Here is a 23186-nt window from a genome sequence, read left to right on the forward strand (position 1 = left end):
CTGCTGCCGCACACGCCCGGGACACGCGCACGGCGGGCCGGACTTCAGCCGTCCGCTGCGAGCACGAGCCCCGAAGTGGGCACGCCCGTACCGGCCGTGACGAGGACGCGGGAGGCGCCCGCGACCTGGTTGACGGCGGTGCCGCGCACCTGTCGTACGCCCTCCGCGATGCCGTTCATGCCGTGCAGGTACGCCTCGCCGAGCTGACCGCCGTGGGTGTTCAGCGGAAGCGCCTCCTCGGCCACGAACCCGGCGGCCTCGCCCGGCTTGCAGAAGCCGAACTCCTCCAGCTGCATGAGGACGAACGGGGTGAAGTGGTCGTAGAGGATGCCGACGTCGATCTCGGCCGGGGTCAGTCCCGAGCCGCGCCACAACTGCCGTGCCACGACGGAGGTTTCGGGCAGTCCGGTGAGGTCGTCGCGGTAGAAGCTGGTCATCTGCTCCTGCGCCCGGCCCGCGCCCTGCGCCGCCGCCGCGACGAGCACCGGGGCCTGCCGCAGGTGCCGGGCCCGCTCGGGGCTCGTCACCACGATCGCCTGGCCGCCGTCGGTCTCCTGGCAGCAGTCGAGCAGCCGCAGCGGCTCCACGATCCAGCGCGACGCGGCGTGGTCGGCGAGCGTGATCGGCTTGCCGTGGAAGTACGCCGCCGGGTTCGTCGCCGCGTACTTCCGGTCGGTGACCGCGACCTGGCCGAAGGCCTCGGGGCCGAGCCCGTACGTGTGCAGGTAGCGCTGGGCGGCCATCGCGACCCAGGACGCCGGGGTGAGAAGGCCGAACGGCAGGGCCCAGCCGAGCGCCGCGCCCTCGGCGGAGGGCTCGCGCTCCTTGACGCCGGAGCCGAAGCGGCGGCCCGAGCGCTCGTTGAACGCCCGGTAGCAGACGACGACTTCGGCGACTCCGCTCGCCACCGCGAGGGCCGCCTGCTGGACGGTCGCGCAGGCCGCGCCGCCGCCGTAGTGGATGCGCGAGAAGAACGACAGCTCACCGATCCCGGCCGCCTGGGCGACGGTGATCTCCGGGCTGGTGTCCATGGTGAACGTGACCATGCCGTCCACGTCGGCGGGGGAGAGGCCCGCGTCGTCGAGGGCGGCGTGCACCGCCTCGACGGCGAGCGCCAGTTCGCTGCGCCCCGAGTCCTTGGAGAACTCGGTGGCGCCGATGCCCGCGACGGCGGCCTTTCCGCCGAGGGTGTCCCGGTTCCGTACGCTCATGCGTCCTCCCCCTCGGGAAGGCTCAGGTCTCCCTCGGGAAGGCTCAGGTCTCCCTCGGAGAGCTCTACGGTCACTGTACCCGTGACGTGCTTGCCGATGCCGTTCGCGCCGACCACGTCCACGCGGGCCGTCGCGCCGTCCACCTCCGCGACCGTTCCCCTCAACACCATCGTGTCTCCCGGGTAGTTGGGCGCGCCGAGCCGGATCGCCACCTTCCGCAGTACGGCGGCGTGGCCGAAGCAGTCGGTGACGTACCGCCCCACCAGGCCGTTCGTCGTCAGGATGTTCATGAAGATGTCGGGGGAGCCCTTCTCTTTCGCGAGCTCCGTGTCGTGGTGCACGTCCTGGTAGTCGCGCGAGGCGAGCGCCCCGGCGACGATCAGGGTGCGGGTCACCGGGATCTCCAGGGGCGGCAGTTCCTCCCCGACCCGAAGGCCGCGTATGTGGCTCACGAGCGCTCCCCCTCCTCGATCGCGTCGTCCCCGTGCGCGAGCAACTCCCCGAGATCCGCGAGGACTTCGGCCCCGCCGCCCAGATACGCGTCCAGCTGCCGCCCCCACAGGAAGTGCCGGTGCACCGGGTGGTCCAGGTCCGCGCCCGCGCCGCCGTGCAGATGCTGGCCCGCGTGCACGACCCGGCGCCCGCCCTCCGAGGCCCACCAGGCGGTGGTCAGGGACGCGGCCCGGTGGTCGAGCCCTTCGTCCCTGCGCCAGGCCGCCTCGTACGCGGTGACCCGGATCGCCTCGATGTCCATGTACGCGTCGGCCGCCCGCAACAGCACCGCCTGCTTGGCGGCCAGCGGCTTGCCGAACTGCTCGCGCGTCGAAGTGTGTTCGACGGCACGGGCGAGCGAACCGGCGCACACCCCGGCCTGCAACCCGGCGAACGCGGTGCGCGCCGTCGCGAGCACGTCGTCGTACGCCCCCGCGCCGCCGAGCCGCTCGCCCGGGGTCCCGTCGAGGACGAGGTGCCCCGCGGACCAGGGCGCGGTCAGCTCGACCGGCCGCACCTCGGCGTCCTCGGTGCGCACCAGCCACAGCCCGTGGTCGGCCGCGGCCACCAGGACGTACGTGGCGTCGCGCAGCCAGGGCACCCAGGCGACGGTGCCGGTGAGCCGGCCGTCCGCGTCGGCGCGCGCGCCCGGCCGCGCGGGGAGCGCTCGTACGCCCGGCTGCGCGGGCAGCGCTCGTACGCCCGGCTGCGCCGGGAACGCGCCCGTCGCCACCTCCGTACCGTCCTCCAGGGCGGGAAGGAGCCGCTCGCGCTGGGCCGCGGTGCCGTGCGAGGCGACGGCGAGCAGGCCGTACGCGCCGGACGCGGCGAACGGCACCTGGGCCGTTCGCCGGCCCTGCTCCTCCAGGAGGAGGACGAGGCCGAGCAGCCCCGTCTCGCGCACGGCGCCGCCGAGGCCCGCCGCGCACAGCTCCTTCCACAGCTCCCGGTCGCTGTCCGTGCCGAGGGCGCCGAGCCGCTCCGGCGTCGACAGGTCCGTGAAGATCCGCGCCGCCAGGTCCAGGGCGGCGGACTGCTCCTCGGTGGGCGTGAAGTCCATCAGTCGGCGCTCCCCGGGACGGCCCGGAACACCGGGAGGACCAGGTCCTTCTCCACCTGCCGGAACTCGACCCGGACCGGCATCCCGATCCGCACCTCGTCCGCCGGCACCCCGACGACATTGCTGATCATCCGTACCCCTTCGGCGAGTTCGACGAGTCCGACGGCGTAGGGCGGATTGAAGGCCGGGAAGGGCGGATGGTGCATGACCACGTACGAGTAGACCGTGCCCTCGCCGCTCGCCTCCACCGTGTCCCAGCGCGGGGAGCCGCAGCCGTTGCACCCCGGCAGCCAGGGGAAGCGCAGCGCCGCGCAGTCCGTGCAGCGCTGGACGAGGAGTTGCTGGCGCTCGACTCCCGCCCAGAAGCCGGAGTTGTCCCGATTGATCACTGGGCGCGGCCGTGCCGGGGGCTGTTTGCCGCGCGGTTTGCTGTGCGGTTCGGCGCGCGGTTTGCTGTGCGCCGGGGCGTACTTGAGGATCCGGAACCGGTGCGTCCCGGCCGGTTCGCCGTTCGCTTGGACGTCCATCCGCGTCGTCACGAAGTGCCCCGTACCCAGTTTGGTCGTCTTCTGCGCCGAGACGGACTCGATCACCGCGTCAAAGGTGATCACGTCCCCCGGCCGCAGCGGCCGCAGGTACTCCTGCTCGCAGTCGGTGGCCACGACCGAGGTGAACCCGGCACCGTCGAGCAGCCCGAACAGCGCGTCGTACGCCGCCGAGCGTCCCGCGTCGCCCTTGTGCCCATTCAGCCCTCCCATCGTCCAGGCCTGCAGCATCGTCGGCGGAGCGACCGCGTCCGGTCCTGCGTACGCCGGGTTCTCGTCGCCCATCGCCTCGCACCAGTGCCGGATCATCGGCTCGTTCACCGGGTCCTTGCCCACCCCGGCCTCGGCGGCGGGCCTGCCCTCGTACGTCTTCAACTCCCGGAGGAAGGCGGCGAGTTCCGCGCCGTCGGTGGGTTCCGTGGCATGGGTGCTTCCGGGGGCGCCCGCCGAGCCCCGCACGCCGCCCTCCTGCCTCGCGCGCGTCCCGCTCACCGCCGCACCTTCCTCATGCCGAGCCGCATCGTCGCGACGATCTCCCGCTGCACCTCGCTCACCCCGCCGCCGAAGGTGTTGATCTGCGCCGCCCGGTTCATCCGCTCCAGCTCGCCGTCGCCGTCGCGCCCGATCCCGTACGCACCGGGTGATCCGGCCCGTACGAGACCGGCGTCCCCGACGATCTCCTGGCACAGGCGGTACACCTCGACCGCCGACTCGGTCCCGGCGAACTTCACCCCGCTCGCGTCCCCCGGCGCGAGCCGCCCGGCGCCGACGTCACCGACCAGGCGCCAGTTGAGGAGGCGGGTCGCGGCGAGCCGCGCGTGCACCTCGGCGAGGCGGGAGCGCACCCAGGGCACGTCCGCCGGGCGCCGGCCGGTGACGGGGTCGGAGGTGCGGGCGAAGGCGAGGGCGCTCGCGTAGCAGTCCTCGGCCTGCATGCCGATGGCGGCGAGGGCGACGCGCTCGTGGTTGAGCTGGTTGGTGATCAGGCCCCAGCCGCCGTTCTCCTCGCCGACCAGGTTCGAGCCCGGCACCCGGATCGCGTCGTAGTACGTGGCGGTCGTCGTCAGCCCGCCCACCGTCTCGATCGGCGTCCAGGAGAACCCGGGCGCGTCCGTCGGCACCAGGATGATCGAGATCCCCCGGTGCTTGGGCGCCTCGGGGTCGGTACGGCAGGCCAGCCAGATCCAGTCCGCCTGCTGGGCGTTGGACGTGAAGATCTTCTGCCCGTCGATCACCCAGTCCCCGCCGTCCCGCACGGCCCGGGTGCGCAGGGCCGCGAGGTCCGTACCGGCGGACGGCTCGCTGTAGCCGATCGCGAAGACCAGCTCGCCGCTGAGGATGCGCGGCAGAAAGTAGTCCTTCTGCTCCCGCGTCCCGTACTTCATCAGGGTCGGCCCGACGGTATTCAGGGTCACCATCGAGACCGGCGCACCCGCGCGGTACGCCTCGTCGAAGAACACGAACTGCTCGTCCGCGCCCCGCCCCTGGCCGCCGTACTCGACAGGCCAGCCGAGCCCGAGCTTCCCGTCGGACCCGATCCGGCGCAGGACCGCGCGCTGGTCCTCCTCGTCCGGCTCGTCGTCTCCGGGCCCGCGGGCGTCGCGGGCGTCGCGGGAGGCCGCCAACTGCCGGAAGTAGGCGCGCAGTTCGGCGCGCAGCTGCTCCTGGCGCTCGGTGGGGGCGAGATGCACGGCGTCCCTCCTGGGAGCTCGTACGAACCTTGGGGATCAGGCTTCTTGAGTTTCCGGACCGTCGATTTCTGACTGTCGAGTTTCTGACTGGTCGAGTTTCTGACTGTCCGTCAGAAACGAGCCCGCTGTCAAGGTCTCGCCGCCGAGATCACGGACACTCCCGGGTCGCCCCCGACGCACCGGCGCGGCGGCACAGTTCGTGCCGCCGCGCGGTGCGAGTACCCCCGCCGCGCGAGCCCCGCCCTCCCCCCTCAGGAGGGCGCGGCCCGACGCGGTCCGGTGGCTTACCAGAGCTCGGTGAAGTTGACGGCGTACGTCTCGTTCGACTGGTCGACGGCCGTGAAGGCGGAGCCGTTCACCTGGGCGTTGTTGTTCTGGTTGGAGGCGCCGGAACCGGTCGCCACCTGCTGGTTGGTGGCGGAGTTGCCCTCGTTCTCGCCGCCGACGCCGCTGCCCGTGACGGTCGCGACGCTCGCGTTCGATCCGTCGCTCGCGAACCCTCCGTTGTCGGCCTGGGCCACACCCGTGAAGAGTGCCGCGGCGAGCGGCAGTGCGGCGGCGGCGGCGAGGACGCGAGCGTTCCGGATACGTGCCATGTGATTCCTCCAAAGAGCCCGGCCGAGCTGTTCGGGCCGGTAAGTGCGCCTGGTGCGGGGGCAGTTGGCCGACCACCCCTGCGATGTTCACGACGTCGCGAGAGCAGAGGTGCCCACGGCACCCCCGCCGAACCACCCCCACCCCGACCTTCCCCCGCAAGCGTGATGACAAGTAGATAAACCCCCCGCGCGCCCTCGATCCCCGCCCAGCCCCGCCGACCGGCCTCGCACCCCCCACACAGCGGCCGCCCCTCTGTGCGATTCACCCGTACGAGAAGGGCGCGCAGCCGAAATCCCCCTTCCCTTCTTCGAACGTACGTACGAAAATGAAGTCATGGCCACCACCGACCGGCACGCCACCACCCTGGCCCTCGCCCACGCCCTGTCCGCCGCGGAGCGTGGGCTCTCCGTCATCCCGCTCTCCCGCACCAAGCTCCCGGCCCTGCGCTCCCCGCACCGCGCCGAGCCACACCCGTCCACCCCCTGCCACGGCGAATGCGGCCGCCCGGGCCACGGGGTCTACGACGCTACGACCGACCCGGCCCGCATCCGCGAGCTGTTCGCGGCCGCCCCCTGGGCCACGGGGTACGGCATCGCGTGCGGCCTGCCCCCGCACCACCTCATCGGCATCGACCTGGACGACAAGCCGGGGCCCGACGGCCCGGACTGCTCGGCGACGCTGCGCGAGCTGGCCCTGCGGCACCTCTTCACGATCCCGGACACGGTGGTCGTCCTCACCCCGAGCGGCGGCCGCCACCTCTGGCTCTCCGGACCGCCCGACGTCGTCGTCCCCAACTCCGCGAGCCGGCTCGCCCCCGGAATCGACGTCCGGGGTGCGGGCGGCTATCTCGTCGGCCCCGGCTCCCGCACCGAACACGGGGTGTACGCCACGGCTCCCGGCACAGCCCACCTCGCGCCCGCCCCCTGCCCCCGCTCCCTCCTCCGCCTCCTCACGCCGCCACCGCGCCCCCGCACGCGTTCCGCTTCCGCGACGGGTGGCCCGGCGGGCGCCGCGCAGGGCGAGGGCCTGATCCAGTTCGTCCTCGGCGCGCGCACGGGCCAGCGCAACACCCGCCTCTTCTGGGCCGCCTGCCGCGCGTACGAATCCGGCATCGGCGAAGCCCTGGCCCCCCGCCTCACCACGGCGGCCACCCAAACAGGCCTGGCACCCCACGAAGCACGAGCGACGATCGCTTCGGCGGCTCGGGTGGTGGGCGAGCGGGGGTTCGGGTGAGGGGGCGTGCCCTTCGGGTGGGCGGGGGTTCGGGTGAGTGGGGGTGGGGGCCCTTCGGGTGGGGCTGGGGGTGAGCGGGGGTGGAGTAGGCGTTTCGGGTCAGGCCGGATCTGGTCGGCGGTTGTTGGGTCGGGGTGGCGGTTGCCGGGGCGGGGTGGCGGTTGCCGGGGCGGGGGCTCGATTGCCGGGTTCGTCGGCGGTCGCCGGATCCCGTTGCCGGGGCGGGGCCTCGGTTGCCGGGTTCGTCGGCGGTCGCCGGATCCCGTTGCCGGGGCGGGGCCTCGATCGCCGGGATTCGTCGACGGTCGCAGGATCGGGCGGCGGTTGCCGGGTTCGTCGGCGGGCAGCTGGGTGGCGCGTTCCGGTGGTCTGCGGTCGCCGGTTTCGGTCGGCGGTCACCGGATCCGTCGGCGGTCAGCTGCCCCGGGCGGCTCGGTGGTCGGCGGTCACCGGGTTCGGTCGGCGGTCAGCTGGAGGGCGCGTCCGGTGGTCGGCGGTCACCGGGTTCGGTCGGCGATCAGCTGACCGGTGCCGTCCGGTGCTTGCGGTCGGCGGTCACCTGCCCGGCGCGACCGGTGGTTGCGGTCACCGGAACTCGTCGGCGCGCACGGTACGGGCCCGGCGGTCTACGGTCACCGGAACCCCTCGGCGCCCGCCCACCCCGTACGGCCCGGCCTCAACTGACCCCCACCGCCCTCCGGTTGCTGCTCGAAGAAGCTCGAAGCGGGCCCGCCATGTCAGACTCCCGCCCATGAAACTCGACCAGGCGCTCGTGGACGCGGCCATGGAGCTCATGGACCGGCGCTGGCCTTCGGACGAACCCGGCGGCGCGGCCGCCGTACGGCTCGCCGACGGGGGCATCCTGACCAGCGTCGGCCTCGACAACATGCACGGCTCGGTCACGCTCTGCCAGGAGGCCGGCGCGTTCATCCAGGCCTACACGCAGAACCGCGCCGTCACCGCCTCCGTCTGCGTCTGCCGCGACCCGGAGCGGGACAGGGTGCTGATCCTGCCGCCCTGCGGCATCTGCCAGGAGCGTCTCGCCCTGTGGGGCCCGTCCGTCGAGGTCGGCGTCCCACAGGAGGGCGATCCCACCCGGTGGGAGGCGCGGACGCTCGCGGAAGTGAACCCGTACTACTGGGGCCCGCAGTTCGCCGACGGGCAGTGGCCCTCCCAGGCACAGCACTCCGAGTGACGCCCGCCCGCCCCACGTGACAGCCACGGCTGACCTTCGGCCATGACGAGGGCCCTGACCGATCCTGCCGGTCAGGGCCCTCAACACCCGCGGTGGGTGTGGGATTTGAACCCACGGTGACTTGCGCCACGACGGTTTTCAAGACCGTTCCCTTAGGCCGCTCGGGCAACCCACCCTCGCCCCGCCTCACCTGCTGCGGAGCGGGCTACAGCCTACCGGCCTCCGGGGCTGCCGTGGGCGTTCGGCCCGGAGCCGGATCGCGTGATCCGGAAACCGGGCCCACGGCCGCGCGTTCGCTCAGTCCTCGCCCTTGCTGCCGAGGACGACGTCCACGGTGCGCTCCTCGCCGCCGCGCTTGAACGTCAACTCCACCGTGTCGCCCGGCTTGTGGGTCCAGATCTCGCTGATCAGCGTGGGGCCGCTGTCGATCGGGCGGTCGTCGAGCCGGGTGATCACGTCGCCCGCCCTGAGCCCCGCCTTGTCCGCGGGCCCGCCCTTGGTGACCGGAGCCGAACCGCCCACGCCCTCGTCGGAGATCCGCGCACCGTCACCCGTCGACTGGTCCAGGGAGACCGAGGCGCCGATCATCGGGTACACCGCCTTGCCGGTCTTGATCAGCTGGTCGGCGACGTTCTTCGCCTGGTTGATCGGGATGGCGAAACCGAGGCCGATCGAACCGCCCTGACCGCCGCCGAGCCCGCCACCGGTCTCCGCGGGCTTGATCGCGGAGTTGATGCCGATCACCGCACCGCGCGCGTCGAGCAGCGGTCCACCCGAGTTGCCCGGGTTGATCGACGCGTCCGTCTGCAACGCGCTCATGTACGAGTTCTTCGCACCCGTGCCGTCGCCGGAGGCCACCGGGCGGTTCTTGGCGCTGACGATGCCCGTCGTCACGGTGTTGGACAGGCCGAAGGGCGCGCCGATCGCGATGGTCGAGTCGCCCACGGCCACGCCCTCGGAGTTGCCGAGGGGCAGCGGCTTGAGCCCCGAGGCGTTCTTGAGCTTCAGAACCGCCACGTCGTACCCCTGCGCCAGGCCGACGACCTGCGCCTCGTACTTCTTGCCGTCCGAGAACGTGACCTGGATCCGGCCGCCGTCCGCGGCGGACGCCACCACGTGGTTGTTGGTGAGGATGTGGCCCTGCTTGTCGTACACGAAGCCGGTGCCCGTGCCGCCCTCGCCCTGCGCGCCGCCGCCCTGTGCGTCGATGGTGACGACGCTGGGGAGCGCCTTCGCCGCGATGTTCGCGACGGTGCCCGGATCACGCTTCAGGTCGGCGGGGGTGTCCGAGGCGGAGACCGTGGTCGAGTCCACGGCCGAGTCGTTGCGCTCCGCCGCCCAGTACCCGACCCCGCCGCCGATGCCACCGGCGAGCAGCGCGGCGGCCAGAACTCCGGCGACGAGCCCACCCTTGCGACGGCCGGGCACAGGCGGGGGCGGCTGATAGCTCGCGCCCCACCCGTTGCCACCGCCCCCGTACGCGTACGCGGGCACGGCGGGCGGAGTGGGCGGCGTGGGCCCACCGGCGCCTGCACCTGCACCCGCACCGGCACCGACACCTGCACCTGCACCTGCACCCGCACCCGCTGCACCTGCACCCTCGGCGTGCGGCCCCGGGGCGGGCCCCGGGGCGGGCCCCGGCGGAGTCGGCGGCACGGGCGGGAGCGGCGCGGTGTGCTGCTGATCCGGGTTCCCGGGTTCGGCCGAAACCGGTCGCTGCTGGTCCGCCGAGACCGTCCGCTGCTGCTCGGTCGGTGCCGACTCCGTGCCGGACGTCGCGTCGGGAGCGGCCGCCGGAGGCACAGGCACGGAAGGTGCGGACGGGGCGGGGTTGACCTCGTTGCCCTCGTTCTCGGTGCTCACAGCTCTCTCTCCTCGATCCACGGCGCCGGGTCGTCCTGACCCGGCTGTGCGGTTGTCCCGTTGCAGTTCAGCTTTTCCCACTGTGTGGTTTCAGCTTTTCCCATGGGACGTCAGGGGACCATAAGCCGCACCTGTGCGTCCTGCCCTCAACCTTTATGTCGGACCAAACGGGCGCACCCGCCCCCCGAGGGGCCGCACGGGGGACGCTCCACGAGTGACACCATGACGCGGTGACTTCCGCACCACAGACACCTCCCGCGGGCCCGATCCGACCCTCCGCCGGGGTCCCTCAGGTCGTCGCGCACAGGGGCGCTTCGGACGAGGCCCCTGAACACACCCTCGCCGCCTACAAGAAGGCCATCGATGACGGCGCCGACGCCCTCGAATGCGACGTCCGCCTCACCGCCGACGGCCACCTCGTGTGCGTGCACGACCGTCGCGTCAACCGTACGTCAAACGGTCGCGGCGCGGTCTCGACGCTGGAGCTCGCCGATCTGGCCGCCCTCGACTTCGGCTCCTGGAAGCTCCGCGCCGACGCCGAGGAGCCCGCCGAGTCACCGGACTGGACCGAGCACCCCGACCGCGCCGACACCTCCGTCCTGACCCTGGAACGGCTCCTGGAGCTGGTCGCCGACGCGGGCCGCCCGGTCGAGCTCGCCATCGAGACCAAGCACCCCACGCGCTGGGCCGGCCAGGTCGAGGAGCGGCTACTGCTCCTCCTGAAGCGCTTCGGCCTGGACGCGCCGCCGCCCGAAGGCCCTTCGCCGGTACGGGTCATGAGCTTCTCGGCGCGTTCGCTGCACCGCGTGCGCGCCGCGGCCCCGGCCGTCCCGACCGTCTACCTCATGCAGTTCGTCTCGCCCCGGCACCGCGACGGACGGCTCCCGCGCGGTGTCGGCATCGCCGGCCCCGGCATCCGCATCGTCCGCAACAACCCGGCGTACATCGAGAGGCTCAAGCGCGCCGGAAACCGTGTGCATGTGTGGACGGTGAACGAACCCGAGGACGTCGAACTCTGCGTGAGCCTGGGCGTCGACGCCATCATCACCAACCGCCCGCGCGCTGTGCTCAGCCAACTCGGCCGCACCTGAGGCCCCGTACGCCGCATCCCTCACTACGCGCGCGTGCCGCATCCCGCGCCCCGGAAGGCCGGTCGGGCAACGCTCAGGCGCCTCTCCCGTCACTCACGCAGAGTGCACCGGCGCGTTCAGTCGGTACGCGATCGTCACGAGTGCGTCACCGGAGGTGGATTGGCCGGTTTCCGGTTCAGTCCAGTGGGGCATTCACACCGTGGCGTGGGGCAAAGGAGGTCTCGGGGGTGGCGTTGGTGGTGGCACAGGAGGTGCCCGCGTCGTCAAGCATGGCCGTACCCCATGGCCCTGCGGGCGTGGGCGAGGCACGACACCGGATGCGGGATCAGCTGCGCATCAGCGGGGTGTCGGATTCGGTCATTGACGATGCCGTCCTGATCCTGTCGGAGTTGCTCAGCAACGCGTGCCGGCACGGCCGGCCGCTGGGCCGGGGTTCGATGGTCGGAGACGGAGACGTGCGGGCCGCGTGGCGGGTGGAACCCGCGGGGCGTCTGACGGTGGAAGTGACGGACGGCGGTGGTCCCACCCGACCGGTTCCGGCCACGCCCTCGGTCACCGCTCATGGCGGCCGCGGGCTGAACATCATCACGTCGCTGGCGGAGGACTGGGGCGTCAGGGACGGCGCGACGGGCGAAGTCACCGTGTGGGTCGTCCTGAAGGACGTCACGTGCCGTACGGATTTCGCTACGCGCGTCGCTGCCCCGGCGGCCGTCGCCGGGCTCGAATTCGCGGACCCCTTCGAGGACTTGGCCTGAGCACCCGGCCATCGCCCGGCCGTCGCCCCGTCGTAGCCCGGCCATCGCCCGGCCGTCGCCCGGTCGTAGCCCGGCCCTCGCTCGGCGGTCCCGGCGGGGTGAGCGCGGCCCGGCTCGTTCCCCGGCCGGGTTATCCACAGGCAACCCGGTCTCCGCGTACGAACGGCTAGGCTCGCGCCGTACGCAGGAAGACGTCACCGGGAGACACCCACGATGGCCAAGAAGCGCCCCCAGACCAAGGGCCAGCCCAAGGGCAAGAAGGCACAGCTCACCGATGGAGAGATCCCGGTCGTCGGTGCCCGTGAGCCCTGCCCCTGCGGTTCCGGCCGCCGGTACAAGGCCTGTCACGGCCGCGCCGCCGCGCACGCCGTGACCGAGCTGGTGCACCGCCCCTTCGAGGGCCTGTCCGGCGAGGGGGACTGGGTGGCGCTGCGCGAGCTCGTGCCCGCCGCGACCGCCGAGCTCACCCTCAAGGACGGGCTGCCGGAGGGCGTCCCGTCGGTCACGCTCGCCACGGTGCTTCCGATGGCCTGGCCGGGCCTGCGCCGCGAGGACGGCTCGGTGCTGATCGGCCTGCAGAACGACATGGCCTCCGGCGACCTCAGCCGTGACCTGGCCGACACCCTGCTGCAGGCCCTGGAGACGGAGCCGGGCAAGCCGGTGAGCGGCCGCCGCGCCCCCGCCGACGGCCCGCGTCTGCAGGACCTTCTCGACCCGGCCGCGCCCTTCGAGCCGGTGGTGCACACGGGCTTCGAGTTCTGGATCCCGGACTCGGAGAACGCCACGCCGGACGTCACCGCCTCCCTGGAGCGCGCCAACGCCGCGGCGATCCCCACCGTCAAGCTGGCCGGTGTGGACGCGGCGTACTGGTGCGAGACCCCGGAGAAGAACCACCTGCGCTGGGTCATGCAGCACCCCGAGGAGAAGCTGCTCGACGCCCTGGCCCGGCTGCACGCCGCGGGCACCTCCGGCCTCGGCGAGGGCACGCGCCTGGTCGGCTCCTTCCGTGCGCACGGCCTGATGGTGCCGGTCTGGGACCTGCCGAGCACGGTGCAGGCGGCTGACGTGGAGAAGCCCGCCGCCGAGTTCGCCGAGCGCCTCGCGGCCGCGCTCGCCACGGACGCCCCGCTGACCACCGAGGAGCGCCGGGCCCGCGGCGGCCTCACCAACCGCCAGGTCACCTTGAACTGACCCGTCGGACACGTCCGGAACGGCCCTGAAGCAGCCGGGAACATATGACTCGCGTCACAACTCCCGGTAAGCACAGGTAAATCCGTGTCCGAATAGCAGAGATCGAATTTGCGAACCGCCGATCTCTTGTTACCGTTCAGGTAGCCCGGTTGCTGGTGCATCCCCCGTCGCCAGCAACCGGGCGCTTGTCTTCTCCGCGGAATCCCGCGTTCAGCTCCCCGCCAGGCCCGGCGCCTGCTCCCGGCTCAACTCCTGGGCGTGTGGGGCGAGTTGCTCCCGGAGCGCAACAGCAGCGGCCGCTCCGCGACCTCCCGCTCAGCCCGCTCATCCCCCTCAGCCCTCTCCGGGGCCGCGAACTCCGCGATCGCCGTATAGGCCGAGGGCTCCCCCTGCCCGGGCTCGCGCGGGGTCTCACAGACACCGGGCTCGTCGTCGGCCCCGACGGCACAGTGCATCTGCACGTTCCGCCCGCCGGGCCCCATCAGCGTCAGCACGGTGCGCAGCTGCTCACCGGTCGCATTGCGGTAGTACGTCCGCGCCCAGATGTCGCCACTCTGCGCCAGCACACAGGTCTGGGCCTCCACACCCTCGGGGGAGACAAGTTCGGGTCCGCACTGCGCGGCGCTGGTGAGGCCGAGCCCGGAGAGCAGCCCGTCGCCGGGCGCCTCCGCACCCTTCGGCCCACGGTTCTTGCCCTGCTGCGCGCCGCCCTCGACCTGCGCGCCTTCCTCCGCCTGCCCGCCGGCCCGGCTCGGCTCGGCGGCCCCGCTCGGCTCGGCGGCCTCCCGCCGCACACCTGCTTCGTTCCGTGCGCCTGATCCCTGTCGTACGCCTGCTTCCCGCCGTACGCCTGCTTCCCGCCGTACGTCCGTTTCCTGCCGTACGGCCTCGGAGGTGGCGTTGCTCACCGGTCCGGCGAGGGCCCCGGCCAAAGGAAGAGAGGCGGTGAGTGCCACGGCGGCGACGAGCACCGCCAAGCGAGCGCGCTGCATGGGACCCACCTGCTCGACTGCTACGGGGGAAGGGATGGGCCCGAAGATATCGGCGGAGCACAGGGCGGCGGAGCGACCCGCGCCCGTTTCCGCTACATCTCGGGCGCGCTCACACCCGTACGAGTGAGGGTCTCGACGAGGACGTCCACGACCGCCTCGACGTCGGGCACCCAGGGCCGGGCCGAGCCGGGCAGCGGGGCGCGCTCCCAGCGGACCTGGCCGCGGCCGGTCTCGGACGGCGGCAGCACCACATAGCCGCCCTCGCCGTGGAAGCGGAGCGAGCCGGGCACCTCGTCCTTGGCGTAGAGCAACTCGCCGAGCCGGGCGAGGGAGTAGGGCGCGACGAGCAGATACCAGCGCTCGGGGGTGGCGACGACCGGGCCGAGGCGGAGGTCGGCGCGGTCGAGCTCGCCGAGGGCGCGGGCCGCCGCGAGGGCGGGCAGGCTGACCGCGCAGGGGCCGGGGGCGCCGGTGGCCAGGACGATCGGAGCGGTGGGGCGGTTGGTCCACCACCAGCGGACCAGGCGTTCATCGGTGGACGCGGCGAGGAGGCCGGGGTCGAAGGGGTGCGCACCGGGCTGGGCGCAGTCGGCGTCCGGGCAGGCGCAGCCGGGCGAGCCGGTCTGCTTGGGTCCGACTCCGGGAAGCACCGGCCACTGCCACGCCGTGGCAAAGGTCAGTGCCGCGCTGATCTGCTCAGGCCTGCCCTTGGTCCGCTTCGACAGGTTCGACAGGTTCGACAGGAGCTTGCGTCGCCTTCCGAGGATCTCGCGCATGAGCGCTCGTTCCTTTCCGTTGAACGCCGAGGGCCACATCACACCATGCGTGCATCTGTTCACCGTGCGTACAAGTCGGCGCTTCACACCCCAGCTCAAGCATGGGGAACCCCAATTGGGTCGAGCGTTGGCTGTGCTCCATTAAAGCCTGGCGGAGGGTGGCGCGTGCATGGCGTTTGTGTGCCGTTGCGTATGCCGTGTGCGTTTGCTCGCTGTGCTCGCAGTCCCGCCGTTTCCACCCTCGAACGAGTGGGGAGCGGCCGCCGCCGGTTAAGACGCGGAGGTCCGGTGCCAGGTTCCGGGACGGCCCAACTGCCCCTGCCCTACACCGATTACGTACCCATCACGACCGCTGTGACGCCGTGTTGAACGAGGCCAGTCGACCGCAATATGCCCTTACTGCTGTCAGTTTTCAGCCAACTTGTATTTCGCTTCACAAGCAGCCTCACACACTCCGCCAGACCTCTGAAACCCCATGGACACCAGCATTCCCATCCGGACAATGCTGGACATCCCATCACCGGGCCGTGTACATGTGGAGGCACTGCTGACGGCGCAGAATGACAGGGGGTTTGCGATGCTATTGAGCAATACGCACCGGCCCGAAAGCCGGACGCCATGAACGCCCCGCACCTTCCGAATGTGGCTGGAATCGACTCAACGGTTCCTTCTCCTGCGCAGACTGCCGCGTCCGTCCAGAATTCTCCCGGCTCCACCTCGGCGAGTCCGCCCCCGCCGCCCGCCGGTGCCGTGCTCCAGGACCGTCTCGCCGGCTGGGTCTCGGACCTCACCACGCTGCACGAGCTCACCGAGCGGCTGACCCGCACCGCCTCCCTCGACGAAGCGCTCCAGGAACTGCTGCGCGCGGGCTCGGCCCTGGTCGGCGCCCGCCGCGGCCTCGTCGTCCTCGAACCCGCCGACGGGCAGGGCCCCGACACCACGATCGGTCTCGGCCTCGCCCACGCGGACCTCGGGCACATCGAGACCGTGCCGCGCAGCGCCACCTCGTACGGCCGCATTCTCGACGGGCTGCCGGAGGGCGAGACCGAGATCGCCAGCCCCGATCTGCTCTCCGATGACGGCCTCGACCCCCGCCACCGCGAGGTCGCCGCCCGCCTCGGCTACGCCGCGAGCTACGCCGTCCCCCTCGCCACCGATGCCGCGGGCAGGCTCGGCGCCGCAGTCTGGCTGTACGACGAGCCCGCCGAACCGGTCGAGCACCAGCGCCATCTGGTCGGCCTCTACACGCGGTACGCGACCGAGCACCTGGCCCGCCTGCTCGAACTGGAGCGGGCGCGGACCACCCTTGCGACCGTCGCCGAGGAGCTGCTGCCCAGCCGGCTGCCGCGGGTCGCCGGGGTCCAGCTCGCCGCCCGGCACCGCACGGGACCGCGCGGCGGCGGCGACTGGTACGACGCGCTGCCGCTGCCCGAGGGCGCGCTCGGTCTCGCGGTCGGCTCGGTCACCGGATCGGGGCCGAGCGCGGTGGCGGCGATGGGGCGGCTGCGCGCCTCGCTGCGCGCGTACGCCGTGATGGAGGGCGAGGACCCGGTCGCGGTCCTGTCCGATCTGGAACTTCTCCTTCGGCTGACCGAACCGGCGCGCAGCGCGACCGCTCTCTTCGCCTACTGCGAGCCGCACCAGCGCAAGATCGTCCTCGCGGGCGCCGGACACACGCCTCCACTGATCGTCGGCGAGCGGCGCACCGCGTTCGTGGAGACCTCGCTCTCCGCTCCGCTCGGGATGCTGGCCTGCTGGGAGGCGCCGAGCGTCGACCTGTCCCCCGCACCTGGCGAAACCGTTCTCTTCTATACGGACGGCCTGCTGCACCGCACCGGCGACGCCATGGACCGCGCCTTCGCCCGGCTCCACTCGGCGGCGGCCGGAGTACCCCGCTCGATCCGGCACGACCCGGGTGCGATCGTCGACCATGTGCTGCGCACGGTACTGCCGGACGGCCTCGACGCGGCGGACAGCCGTGAGGACGTGGTGATGCTGGCGGCCCGCTTCGAGTGACGGGTCTGCTGGACGCCTCTTAGAGAGACGGTTTTCGAATCGTGCGCCCTAGGTGACGTTGGCCATAGGTCTAAAGGCTCTGGGACGTCTTCCGTACGGACATACGATGGAGAGCGGTCCAGTGTCGTACTGAGGAGGCAGACCGTGGCCGAACAGCTCACCCCGGAGACCCCGGACGAGTCTGAAGAGCAGCCGATCAAGCAGCGCAAGAACGGCCTGTACCCGGGCGTGTCCGACGAGCTGGCCGCGAACATGCAGTCCGGCTGGGCCGACACCGAGCTGCACGACCTGCAGCCCGTCCCCCAGGCCGAGCACACCGCCCGCCGCCGCGCGGCGCTGTCCGCGCACTTCCCCGGCGAGCGCCTGGTGATCCCCGCGGGCAACCTGCGGACCCGCTCCAACGACACCGAGTACAGCTTCCGCGCGTCCACCGAGTACGCGTACCTCACCGGCAACCAGACGGAGGACGGCGTCCTCGTCCTGGAGCCGAAGGACGACGGCCACGAGGCGACGATCTACCTGCTGCCGCGCTCCAACCGTGAGAACGGCGAGTTCTGGCTGGACGGCCAGGGCGAGCTCTGGGTCGGCCGCCGCAACTCCCTCACCGAGGCCGAGAAGCTCTACGGCATCCCCGCCTCCGACGTGCGCGAGCTGCCCGCCGCGCTCGCCGAGTCGACCGGCCCGACGCGTGTCGTACGCGGTCACGACGCCGGCATCGAGAAGGCCCTGACCGACAAGGTCACCGCCGAGCGCGACGAGGAGCTGCGGGTCTTCCTCTCCGAGGCGCGCCTGGTGAAGGACGCCTTCGAGGTCGCCCAGCTCGAGCAGGCCTGCACGTCCACGGCCCGCGGCTTCGAGGACGTCGTACGCGTCCTGGACAAGGCCGAGGCCACCAGCGAGCGTTACATCGAGGGCACGTTCTTCCTGCGCGCCCGTGTGGAGGGCAACGACGTCGGCTACGGCTCGATCTGCGCCGCCGGCCCGCACGCCACCACCCTGCACTGGGTCCGCAACAACGGCCAGGTCCGCTCCGGCGACCTGCTGCTCCTGGACGCGGGCGTGGAGACGAACGAGCTCTACACCGCCGATGTGACCCGCACCCTGCCGATCAACGGCCGCTACACCGAGCTGCAGAGGAAGATCTACGACGCGGTGTACGAGGCCCAGGAGGCCGGCATCGCGGCGGTCAAGCCGGGCGCCAAGTTCCGCGACTTCCACGACGCCGCGCAGCGCGTGCTCGCCGAGAAGCTGGTCGAGTGGGGGCTCGTCGAGGGCCCCGTGGAGCGGGTCCTTGAGCTGGGTCTGCAGCGCCGCTGGACCCTGCACGGCACGGGTCACATGCTCGGCATGGACGTCCACGACTGCGCGGTCGCCCGCACCGAGGCGTACGTCGCGGGCACGCTGGAGCCCGGCATGTGCCTGACGGTCGAGCCGGGTCTGTACTTCCAGGCGGACGACATGACGGTGCCGGAGGAGTACCGCGGCATCGGCGTCCGCATCGAGGACGACATCCTCGTCACCGAGGACGGCAACAGGAACCTCTCGGCCGCGCTGCCGCGCCGGTCGGAGGATGTGGAGCAGTGGATGGCCGAGCTGAAGGGCTGAGCCGACCCTTCCGACTCATGGCCGGTCGCCCCCGTCGGGGGCGACCGGCCTTTGTCGTTCGCCGAGCGGGATTTTCCGTAGCGGGAGTTTTTCCCTAGTGGTCGATACAGAAAGCGTGCTACGGTCTTTCTGTAGGGGTCGATACGGAATGCGAACGCCGAACGAGGGGGAGCCCTATGTCCACGCCCATGGCCACGCACATGCCCAAGCCCATGGCCGCACCCACGCCTGCGCGGGTTCCTGCGCCCAGCGCCGCCCCGTACGCCCGGACCGTGCGGGGCTCCGGTCCCGGGTTGCTGCTCGCGCACGGCGCGGGAGGCGGCGTCGAGGCCAACTTCGGCCCGCTGCTCGACGGCCTGGCCGCGCATCGCACCGTCGTCGGCGTGGACTATCCGGGCACGGGGGCCACGCCGCGCACCGAACACCCGCTCTCCCTCGACGAGTTGGCGGACGAGCTGGTCGGTGCCGCGGACGCGGAAGGGCTCGAACGGTTCGCGATCGCGGGGTACTCACTGGGCGGCGCCGTGGCCGTGCGTGCCGCTGCCCGGCATCCGGGGCGGGTGACGGGGCTCGTCCTGACGGCGGCGTTCGCCCGGCCGGACGCCCGGTTGCGGCTCGACGCCGAGCTCTGGCGGGACCTGTACGCGGCGGGGCAGCACGAGTCGCTGGCGAAGTTCATGCTCCCGAAGGCCCTCAGCCCGGCGGCCCTCGCGGCCCTCACCCCTGAGGAACTGGCGGCGGCGCTCACGGGGGCGCGCGAGACCCTGCCCGCCGGGACCGCCGAGCACACGGACCTGATCACGCGCGTGGATGTACGGGACGACCTCGGCACGGTGGCCCGGCGAGGCATCCCCTCCCTGGTCGTCTCGACCACGGCCGACCTGCTGGTCCGGCCCGAGCACCATCGCGAGGTGGCGGCGCTGCTGCCGGGTGCGGGCTTCGCCGAACTCGACTCGGGCCATCTGCCCTTCGCGGAACGCCCCGGGGACTGGCTCGGCCTCATATCCGGATTCCTCATGTCCGGATTCCCCATGTCCGGATTCCTCATGTCCGGGCCCCTCGGGGAGGTCCGGGAAGAGACCCTCTGAGGGCGGTCAGACGCTCACCAGCGGAGCGTTCGCACGCCACTTGAGGATCTTGTCGAAGCGGACCACGGCGCCGCTGCGGCCCGGCTTGTTGTCGAACGAGGCGTGGTCGGCGATCTCCCGGATCAGAAAGAGGCCGCGGCCGTGCTCCGCGTCCGCGCCGGGCGTCCTGACCGGGCGGCCGCCGTGGCCGGCGGGCGGGAAGCCGGGGCCGGAGTCGACCACCTCGATGCGGCACATGTCGCCGTCGAGATAGGCCGTGACCCTGAAACCGCCGGGGGAGCCGACGTGCGGGGCCGTGCCGTCGGACATCCGGTCGTCGCGGCCGCCGTGCTCGACGGCGTTGGCGCAGGCCTCACTGAGGGCGACCGAGAGGTCGTAGGAAATGTCCGGATCGACGCCGGCCGTCTCCATCGTGCCGAGCAGATGGCGCCGGGCGAGCGGAACGCTCGCAGCCTCGCGCCGCAAGTGGAGGGACCACCAGATGCTCATGCTGAAGCCTCCTGGCTGCGGCTCGACATACCGATACCTATTGCCGCGACCAACCGCATATAAGCGCAGAGTTGACGTGATGCCGCCCATACGGCGGATGCGCGGAGGCGCGACGCGAGGTACGGGAGCGATCATCCCTCCCACAGGACCGGAGCCGACCTTTCGGACCTTGCGGACCTGCCGTATGGAGCGACCGGGGCCAGTGCGATGATGACCCGGTCATGGCTGCCCCCCTTCCGCGCACCCTGCGCGCGGCGCGTGAGACGCGCGAGACCCGCCCCGGAGTGAGCCTTCGGGCGCTTCGGGCCGCGGTGTTCGCCACGGTCTGCGTCGCGCTGTCCGCGGGCGGCCACGCTCTCGCCTCCTGTGCCACGGTCCCGCTGTGGTCGCTCGGCATCGGGTTCCTGCTCGTGCTCGCGGTGGCGCTGCCGCTCGCCGGACGTCCGCGTTCGACGCCCGGCATCGCCGTCTCGCTGACGCTGGGGCAGCTCGGGCTGCACGCGCTGTTCGGGATCGGGCAGCAGGGCTCGCACGTCGCCCAGAGTTCGGCGGACAGTGCGCTGATCGCGCAGGCCGCCCGGCTGGTGTGCGGTGCGGGTGCCGCCGCGATCAGCCCCACGGAGGCCCGCCGGATCCTGAGCACCTCGGGCATCGACCCGGACTCCGCGGTCGCCGCGCACCAGCACGGCGAGGCCGCGGCCACGCAGGGGGCGGCGTCCGGTATGGGTGCGGGGCTCGCGCCCGATGTGCCCATGCTGCTCGGGCACCTGCTCGCCGGGATCGCCGCGGGCTGGTTGCTGCGCCGCGGCGACCTCGCCCTGGTGCGGCTCTTCGAGCTGTCCGCGTACGCGGCGTACGGGATCGAGGAGGGCGCGCTCGTGCGTCCGCTGCGGGCGGCGCTCGCGCTGGCGCTGCTGCTGCGGGCCGGGCTGCGGACGCTGCTCGGCTGCCTGCCGTGCGCGGTGCGTACGGCACGCCAGGTGCCGTGGCAGCCGCGTACGGCGGTTCTCGATGACACGGTGATCAGGCGCGGCCCGCCCGCAGAGGCGTTCACGCTCGCTGCCTGACGCGGCCCTTCGGTAGTACGGAGGAAGCCGCGCCACGCGCGCGTGGCCCCGTGTCCCCTGGGCGCCAGCCGCGTGCTTCCGCGTCGTGTGCCCGTGCCCCGCCGGCCGGCGGGTGGGCCGCGCGCCCTTCACCGTTCCCACTGCCGAAAGTGGAGTTTGTCTGCCATGTCTGTCATGAACCGTCAGCTCAAGCGTGTGGCCGCCGCCGGTGCCGTCGCCGCCTCCGCCGTACTCGTCCTGTCCGCCCCCGCCTTCGCGCACGTCAGCGTGCAGCCGCAGGGTGAGGCCGCGAAGGGCGGCTACGCCACGGTCAACTTCAAGGTGCCGAACGAGCGGGACAACGCCTCGACGACCAAGCTCGAGGTGAGCTTCCCGACCGACCACCCGCTCGCCTCCGTCATGCCCCAGCCGGTGGACGGCTGGGACGTGAAGGTCACCAAGTCCAAGCTGGACAAGCCGATCGAGATGCACGGCGAGAAGATCGACGAGGCCGTCTCCAAGGTGACCTGGACCGCGGACGACAAGGGCATCGAGCCCGGCACGTTCCAGCAGTTCCCGGTCTCGGTCGGCGCGCTGCCCGAGGACGCCGACCAGGTGGTCTTCAAGGCCCTGCAGACGTACTCCAACAAGGAGGTCGTCCGCTGGATCGAGGAGCCGCAGGAGGGCGCGCCGGAGCCCGAGTCGCCCGCGCCCGTCCTGAAGCTCACCGAGGCGGCCGACGGTCACGGCCACGACGCCGCGGCCGACAAGGCCGACAAGGCCTCGGACGACGCCAAGTCCGGTGAGGGCGCCACCGAGCAGGCCGCGAGCGACAGCAGCGACGGCCTGGCCCGCGGCCTCGGCGTCGCCGGCATCCTCGTCGGCGCCGCCGGTGTGGCCTTCGGCGTCCTGGCCGGGCGCCGCCGCGGCGAGTCCGCGAGCTGAGACAGCCGGTGCCGCGCGGGGGCGCATCCGTACGCCCCCGCCGTTCACCGGGCCATCACGAGACACCCATGGGAACACCCGTATGCGCAAGAAGACCGCTCTCGCCGTCACCGCCCTGTTCGCCGCCGCCACGCTGACGCTGTCGGCGTGCGGCACCGGTGGCGCGGACTCCGACCAGCCCGTCGCGGACGTGTCCGCGCAGGCGCAGGACAAGGCCGCGACCGTGCTCGACCGGCCCTTCGAGAAGCCGGACCTGGTCCTGAAGGACACCAAGGGCAAGGAGTTCGACCTGCGCGAGCGGACCAAGGGGAAGCCGGTGCTGATGTACTTCGGGTACACGCACTGCCCGGACGTCTGCCCGCTCACCATGAGCAACATCGCGGACGCCAAGCGGCGCCTCGCGCGGAAGCTCCCCAAGGACGAACTGGCCGCCCTCCAGGTCGTCTTCGTCACCACCGACCCGGAGCGGGACACTCCGGCGGAGCTCGGCAAGTGGCTGAAGGCGCAGGACCCTTCGTTCATCGGTCTGACGGGTGACTTCCCGACCATCCAGGCGAGCGCCCGGACCCTCGGCATCAGCATCGATGCGCCGAAGAAGGAGAAGGACGGCTCGATCACGTCCATGCACGGCAAGCAGGTCATCGCGTTCTCCCCGAAGAGCGACGCGGGCTACGTCCTCTACAACGGCGACGAAGCGACCGCCGACGACTACGTGAAGGACCTGCCGAAGATCATCAAGGGAGAGAACCCGTGACACCCCGCACCACCCCCGCCACCCCCCGCACCACACGCGGCACCCGCACCACCCGCACCACCCGCACCACCCTCGTCGCCGCCATAGCCGTCGCCTCGGCTCTGGCGCTGGCGGGCTGCGGTTCCTCCGGCGGCTCCGAGAAGGCCGGTTCGTCGAAGGAGCAGGTCGCGGCGGACGCGAAGCCCCGACTCGACGTGACCGGCGGCTACATGCCCGAGCCCGTCACGAAGGACATGGCCGGCGGCTTCCTCACCGTCACCAACAAGGGCGGCGCCGACAAGCTCACGTCGGTCACCAGTGACGTGTCGAAGTCGGCGGAGATCCACGAAACCGTCGGCCAGAAGATGAAGAAGGCGAAGTCCTTCGACATCCCCGCGAACGGCACGCTGAAGCTGGAGCGCGGCGGCAACCACATCATGTTCCTCGAGCTGAAGAAGATGCCGAAGAAGGGCGACAAGATCGCCGTCGAGCTGCACTTCGAGAAGTCCGCGCCGGTCAAGGCCGAGCTCGAGGTGATGGATCCGACCCACAACCCGAACAGCCACTGAGGG

The 23186-nt window shown here is 72.0% G+C and carries 22 protein-coding genes and 1 tRNA gene; 12 read left to right on the forward strand and 11 right to left on the reverse strand.

Going from position 1 to position 23186, the window contains the following annotated elements; all coding sequences use genetic code 11:
* Window positions 1-44: 44 nt before the first annotated feature.
* From QIT00_RS18210 to QIT00_RS18235, 6 genes are all read right to left on the reverse strand, one after another.
* A complete protein-coding gene (locus tag QIT00_RS18210; RefSeq protein ID WP_282536345.1) occupies window positions 45-1211 on the reverse strand; it encodes a lipid-transfer protein in 1167 nt (388 codons plus the stop codon).
* The gene (locus QIT00_RS18215; protein WP_282536346.1) at window positions 1208-1663 is read right to left on the reverse strand and encodes a MaoC family dehydratase; all 456 of its coding nucleotides are present in this window, start codon (window positions 1661-1663) and stop codon (window positions 1208-1210) included. The genes QIT00_RS18210 and QIT00_RS18215 overlap by 4 nt, the downstream gene beginning before the upstream one ends.
* Window positions 1660-2763: an acyl-CoA dehydrogenase family protein gene (locus tag QIT00_RS18220; RefSeq protein ID WP_282536347.1), complete on the reverse strand. Its 1104-nt coding sequence runs from the start codon at window positions 2761-2763 to the stop codon at window positions 1660-1662. Before QIT00_RS18220 ends, QIT00_RS18215 begins: the two co-directional genes overlap by 4 nt.
* Window positions 2763-3683, reverse strand: a complete 921-nt coding sequence (locus tag QIT00_RS18225) for a bifunctional MaoC family dehydratase N-terminal/OB-fold nucleic acid binding domain-containing protein (protein WP_282536467.1) — start codon at window positions 3681-3683, stop codon at window positions 2763-2765. The genes QIT00_RS18220 and QIT00_RS18225 overlap by 1 nt, the downstream gene beginning before the upstream one ends.
* A gap of 113 nt (window positions 3684-3796) precedes the next feature.
* Entirely contained in the window at window positions 3797-4999 is a 1203-nt protein-coding gene (locus tag QIT00_RS18230; protein WP_282536348.1) for an acyl-CoA dehydrogenase family protein, read from the reverse strand.
* 284 nt (window positions 5000-5283) lie between these two features.
* Window positions 5284-5595 carry a hypothetical protein gene (locus QIT00_RS18235; protein WP_282536349.1) on the reverse strand — a complete coding sequence of 104 codons (312 nt, stop codon included), beginning with the start codon at window positions 5593-5595 and terminating at the stop codon, window positions 5284-5286.
* A 334-nt stretch (window positions 5596-5929) separates the two neighbouring features.
* On the opposite strand from QIT00_RS18235, the gene QIT00_RS18240 reads away from it, so the two are divergent.
* On the forward strand, window positions 5930-6829 hold the full coding sequence (locus QIT00_RS18240) for a bifunctional DNA primase/polymerase (RefSeq protein WP_282536350.1): 900 nt from the start codon (window positions 5930-5932) through the stop codon (window positions 6827-6829).
* Window positions 6830-7580: 751 nt separating this feature from the next.
* Complete coding sequence (locus QIT00_RS18245) at window positions 7581-8024, forward strand: cytidine deaminase (RefSeq protein WP_282536351.1); 444 nt, start codon at window positions 7581-7583, stop codon at window positions 8022-8024.
* A gap of 90 nt (window positions 8025-8114) precedes the next feature.
* Here the strand turns inward: QIT00_RS18245 and QIT00_RS18250 are convergent.
* A tRNA-Ser gene (locus tag QIT00_RS18250) sits at window positions 8115-8199 on the reverse strand.
* A 122-nt stretch (window positions 8200-8321) separates the two neighbouring features.
* Complete coding sequence (locus tag QIT00_RS18255) at window positions 8322-9887, reverse strand: S1C family serine protease (RefSeq protein ID WP_282536352.1); 1566 nt, start codon at window positions 9885-9887, stop codon at window positions 8322-8324.
* A gap of 266 nt (window positions 9888-10153) precedes the next feature.
* On the opposite strand from QIT00_RS18255, the gene QIT00_RS18260 reads away from it, so the two are divergent.
* The 3 genes from QIT00_RS18260 (at window position 10154) to QIT00_RS18270 (ending at window position 12924) form a co-directional block, all read left to right on the forward strand.
* A complete protein-coding gene (locus tag QIT00_RS18260) occupies window positions 10154-10978 on the forward strand; it encodes a glycerophosphodiester phosphodiesterase (protein ID WP_282536468.1) in 825 nt (274 codons plus the stop codon).
* A gap of 140 nt (window positions 10979-11118) precedes the next feature.
* Window positions 11119-11733, forward strand: a complete 615-nt coding sequence (locus QIT00_RS18265; RefSeq protein ID WP_282536353.1) for an ATP-binding protein — start codon at window positions 11119-11121, stop codon at window positions 11731-11733.
* A 213-nt stretch (window positions 11734-11946) separates the two neighbouring features.
* Entirely contained in the window at window positions 11947-12924 is a 978-nt protein-coding gene (locus QIT00_RS18270; RefSeq protein ID WP_282536354.1) for a DUF5926 family protein, read from the forward strand.
* A 245-nt stretch (window positions 12925-13169) separates the two neighbouring features.
* Here QIT00_RS18270 and QIT00_RS18275 read toward each other — a convergent pair whose 3' ends face one another.
* Window positions 13170-13916 carry a hypothetical protein gene (locus tag QIT00_RS18275; protein WP_282536355.1) on the reverse strand — a complete coding sequence of 249 codons (747 nt, stop codon included), beginning with the start codon at window positions 13914-13916 and terminating at the stop codon, window positions 13170-13172.
* A 92-nt stretch (window positions 13917-14008) separates the two neighbouring features.
* A complete protein-coding gene (locus tag QIT00_RS18280; RefSeq protein ID WP_282536356.1) occupies window positions 14009-14692 on the reverse strand; it encodes a bifunctional DNA primase/polymerase in 684 nt (227 codons plus the stop codon).
* Between the two features lie 750 nt (window positions 14693-15442).
* Between QIT00_RS18280 and QIT00_RS18285 the strand changes: the two genes are divergently transcribed.
* From QIT00_RS18285 to QIT00_RS18295, 3 genes are all read left to right on the forward strand, one after another.
* Window positions 15443-16708 (forward strand): PP2C family protein-serine/threonine phosphatase, encoded by a 1266-nt coding sequence (locus QIT00_RS18285; protein WP_282536357.1) that lies wholly within the window; start codon window positions 15443-15445, stop codon window positions 16706-16708.
* Window positions 16709-16852: 144 nt separating this feature from the next.
* Window positions 16853-18313, forward strand: a complete 1461-nt coding sequence (locus tag QIT00_RS18290) for an aminopeptidase P family protein (RefSeq protein ID WP_282536358.1) — start codon at window positions 16853-16855, stop codon at window positions 18311-18313.
* A gap of 212 nt (window positions 18314-18525) precedes the next feature.
* Window positions 18526-19401, forward strand: coding sequence for an alpha/beta fold hydrolase (locus tag QIT00_RS18295; protein WP_282536469.1), 876 nt, complete (start codon window positions 18526-18528; stop codon window positions 19399-19401).
* A 6-nt stretch (window positions 19402-19407) separates the two neighbouring features.
* Here QIT00_RS18295 and QIT00_RS18300 read toward each other — a convergent pair whose 3' ends face one another.
* Window positions 19408-19890 (reverse strand): ATP-binding protein, encoded by a 483-nt coding sequence (locus QIT00_RS18300; protein WP_282536359.1) that lies wholly within the window; start codon window positions 19888-19890, stop codon window positions 19408-19410.
* Between the two features lie 221 nt (window positions 19891-20111).
* Here QIT00_RS18300 and QIT00_RS18305 point away from each other — a divergent pair, with 221 nt between their 5' ends.
* From QIT00_RS18305 to QIT00_RS18320, 4 genes are all read left to right on the forward strand, one after another.
* A complete protein-coding gene (locus tag QIT00_RS18305; protein ID WP_282536360.1) occupies window positions 20112-20957 on the forward strand; it encodes a hypothetical protein in 846 nt (281 codons plus the stop codon).
* A gap of 174 nt (window positions 20958-21131) precedes the next feature.
* Window positions 21132-21881 carry a YcnI family copper-binding membrane protein gene (locus tag QIT00_RS18310; protein ID WP_282536361.1) on the forward strand — a complete coding sequence of 250 codons (750 nt, stop codon included), beginning with the start codon at window positions 21132-21134 and terminating at the stop codon, window positions 21879-21881.
* 82 nt (window positions 21882-21963) lie between these two features.
* Window positions 21964-22635 (forward strand): SCO family protein, encoded by a 672-nt coding sequence (locus QIT00_RS18315; protein WP_282536362.1) that lies wholly within the window; start codon window positions 21964-21966, stop codon window positions 22633-22635.
* A complete protein-coding gene (locus QIT00_RS18320; protein WP_282536363.1) occupies window positions 22632-23183 on the forward strand; it encodes a copper chaperone PCu(A)C in 552 nt (183 codons plus the stop codon). The genes QIT00_RS18315 and QIT00_RS18320 overlap by 4 nt, the downstream gene beginning before the upstream one ends.
* The last annotated feature ends 3 nt before the right edge of the window (window positions 23184-23186 follow it).

Origin of the sequence: Streptomyces luteolus (genome assembly GCF_029968015.1) — a bacterium.
Classification (GTDB): domain Bacteria; phylum Actinomycetota; class Actinomycetes; order Streptomycetales; family Streptomycetaceae; genus Streptomyces; species Streptomyces luteolus.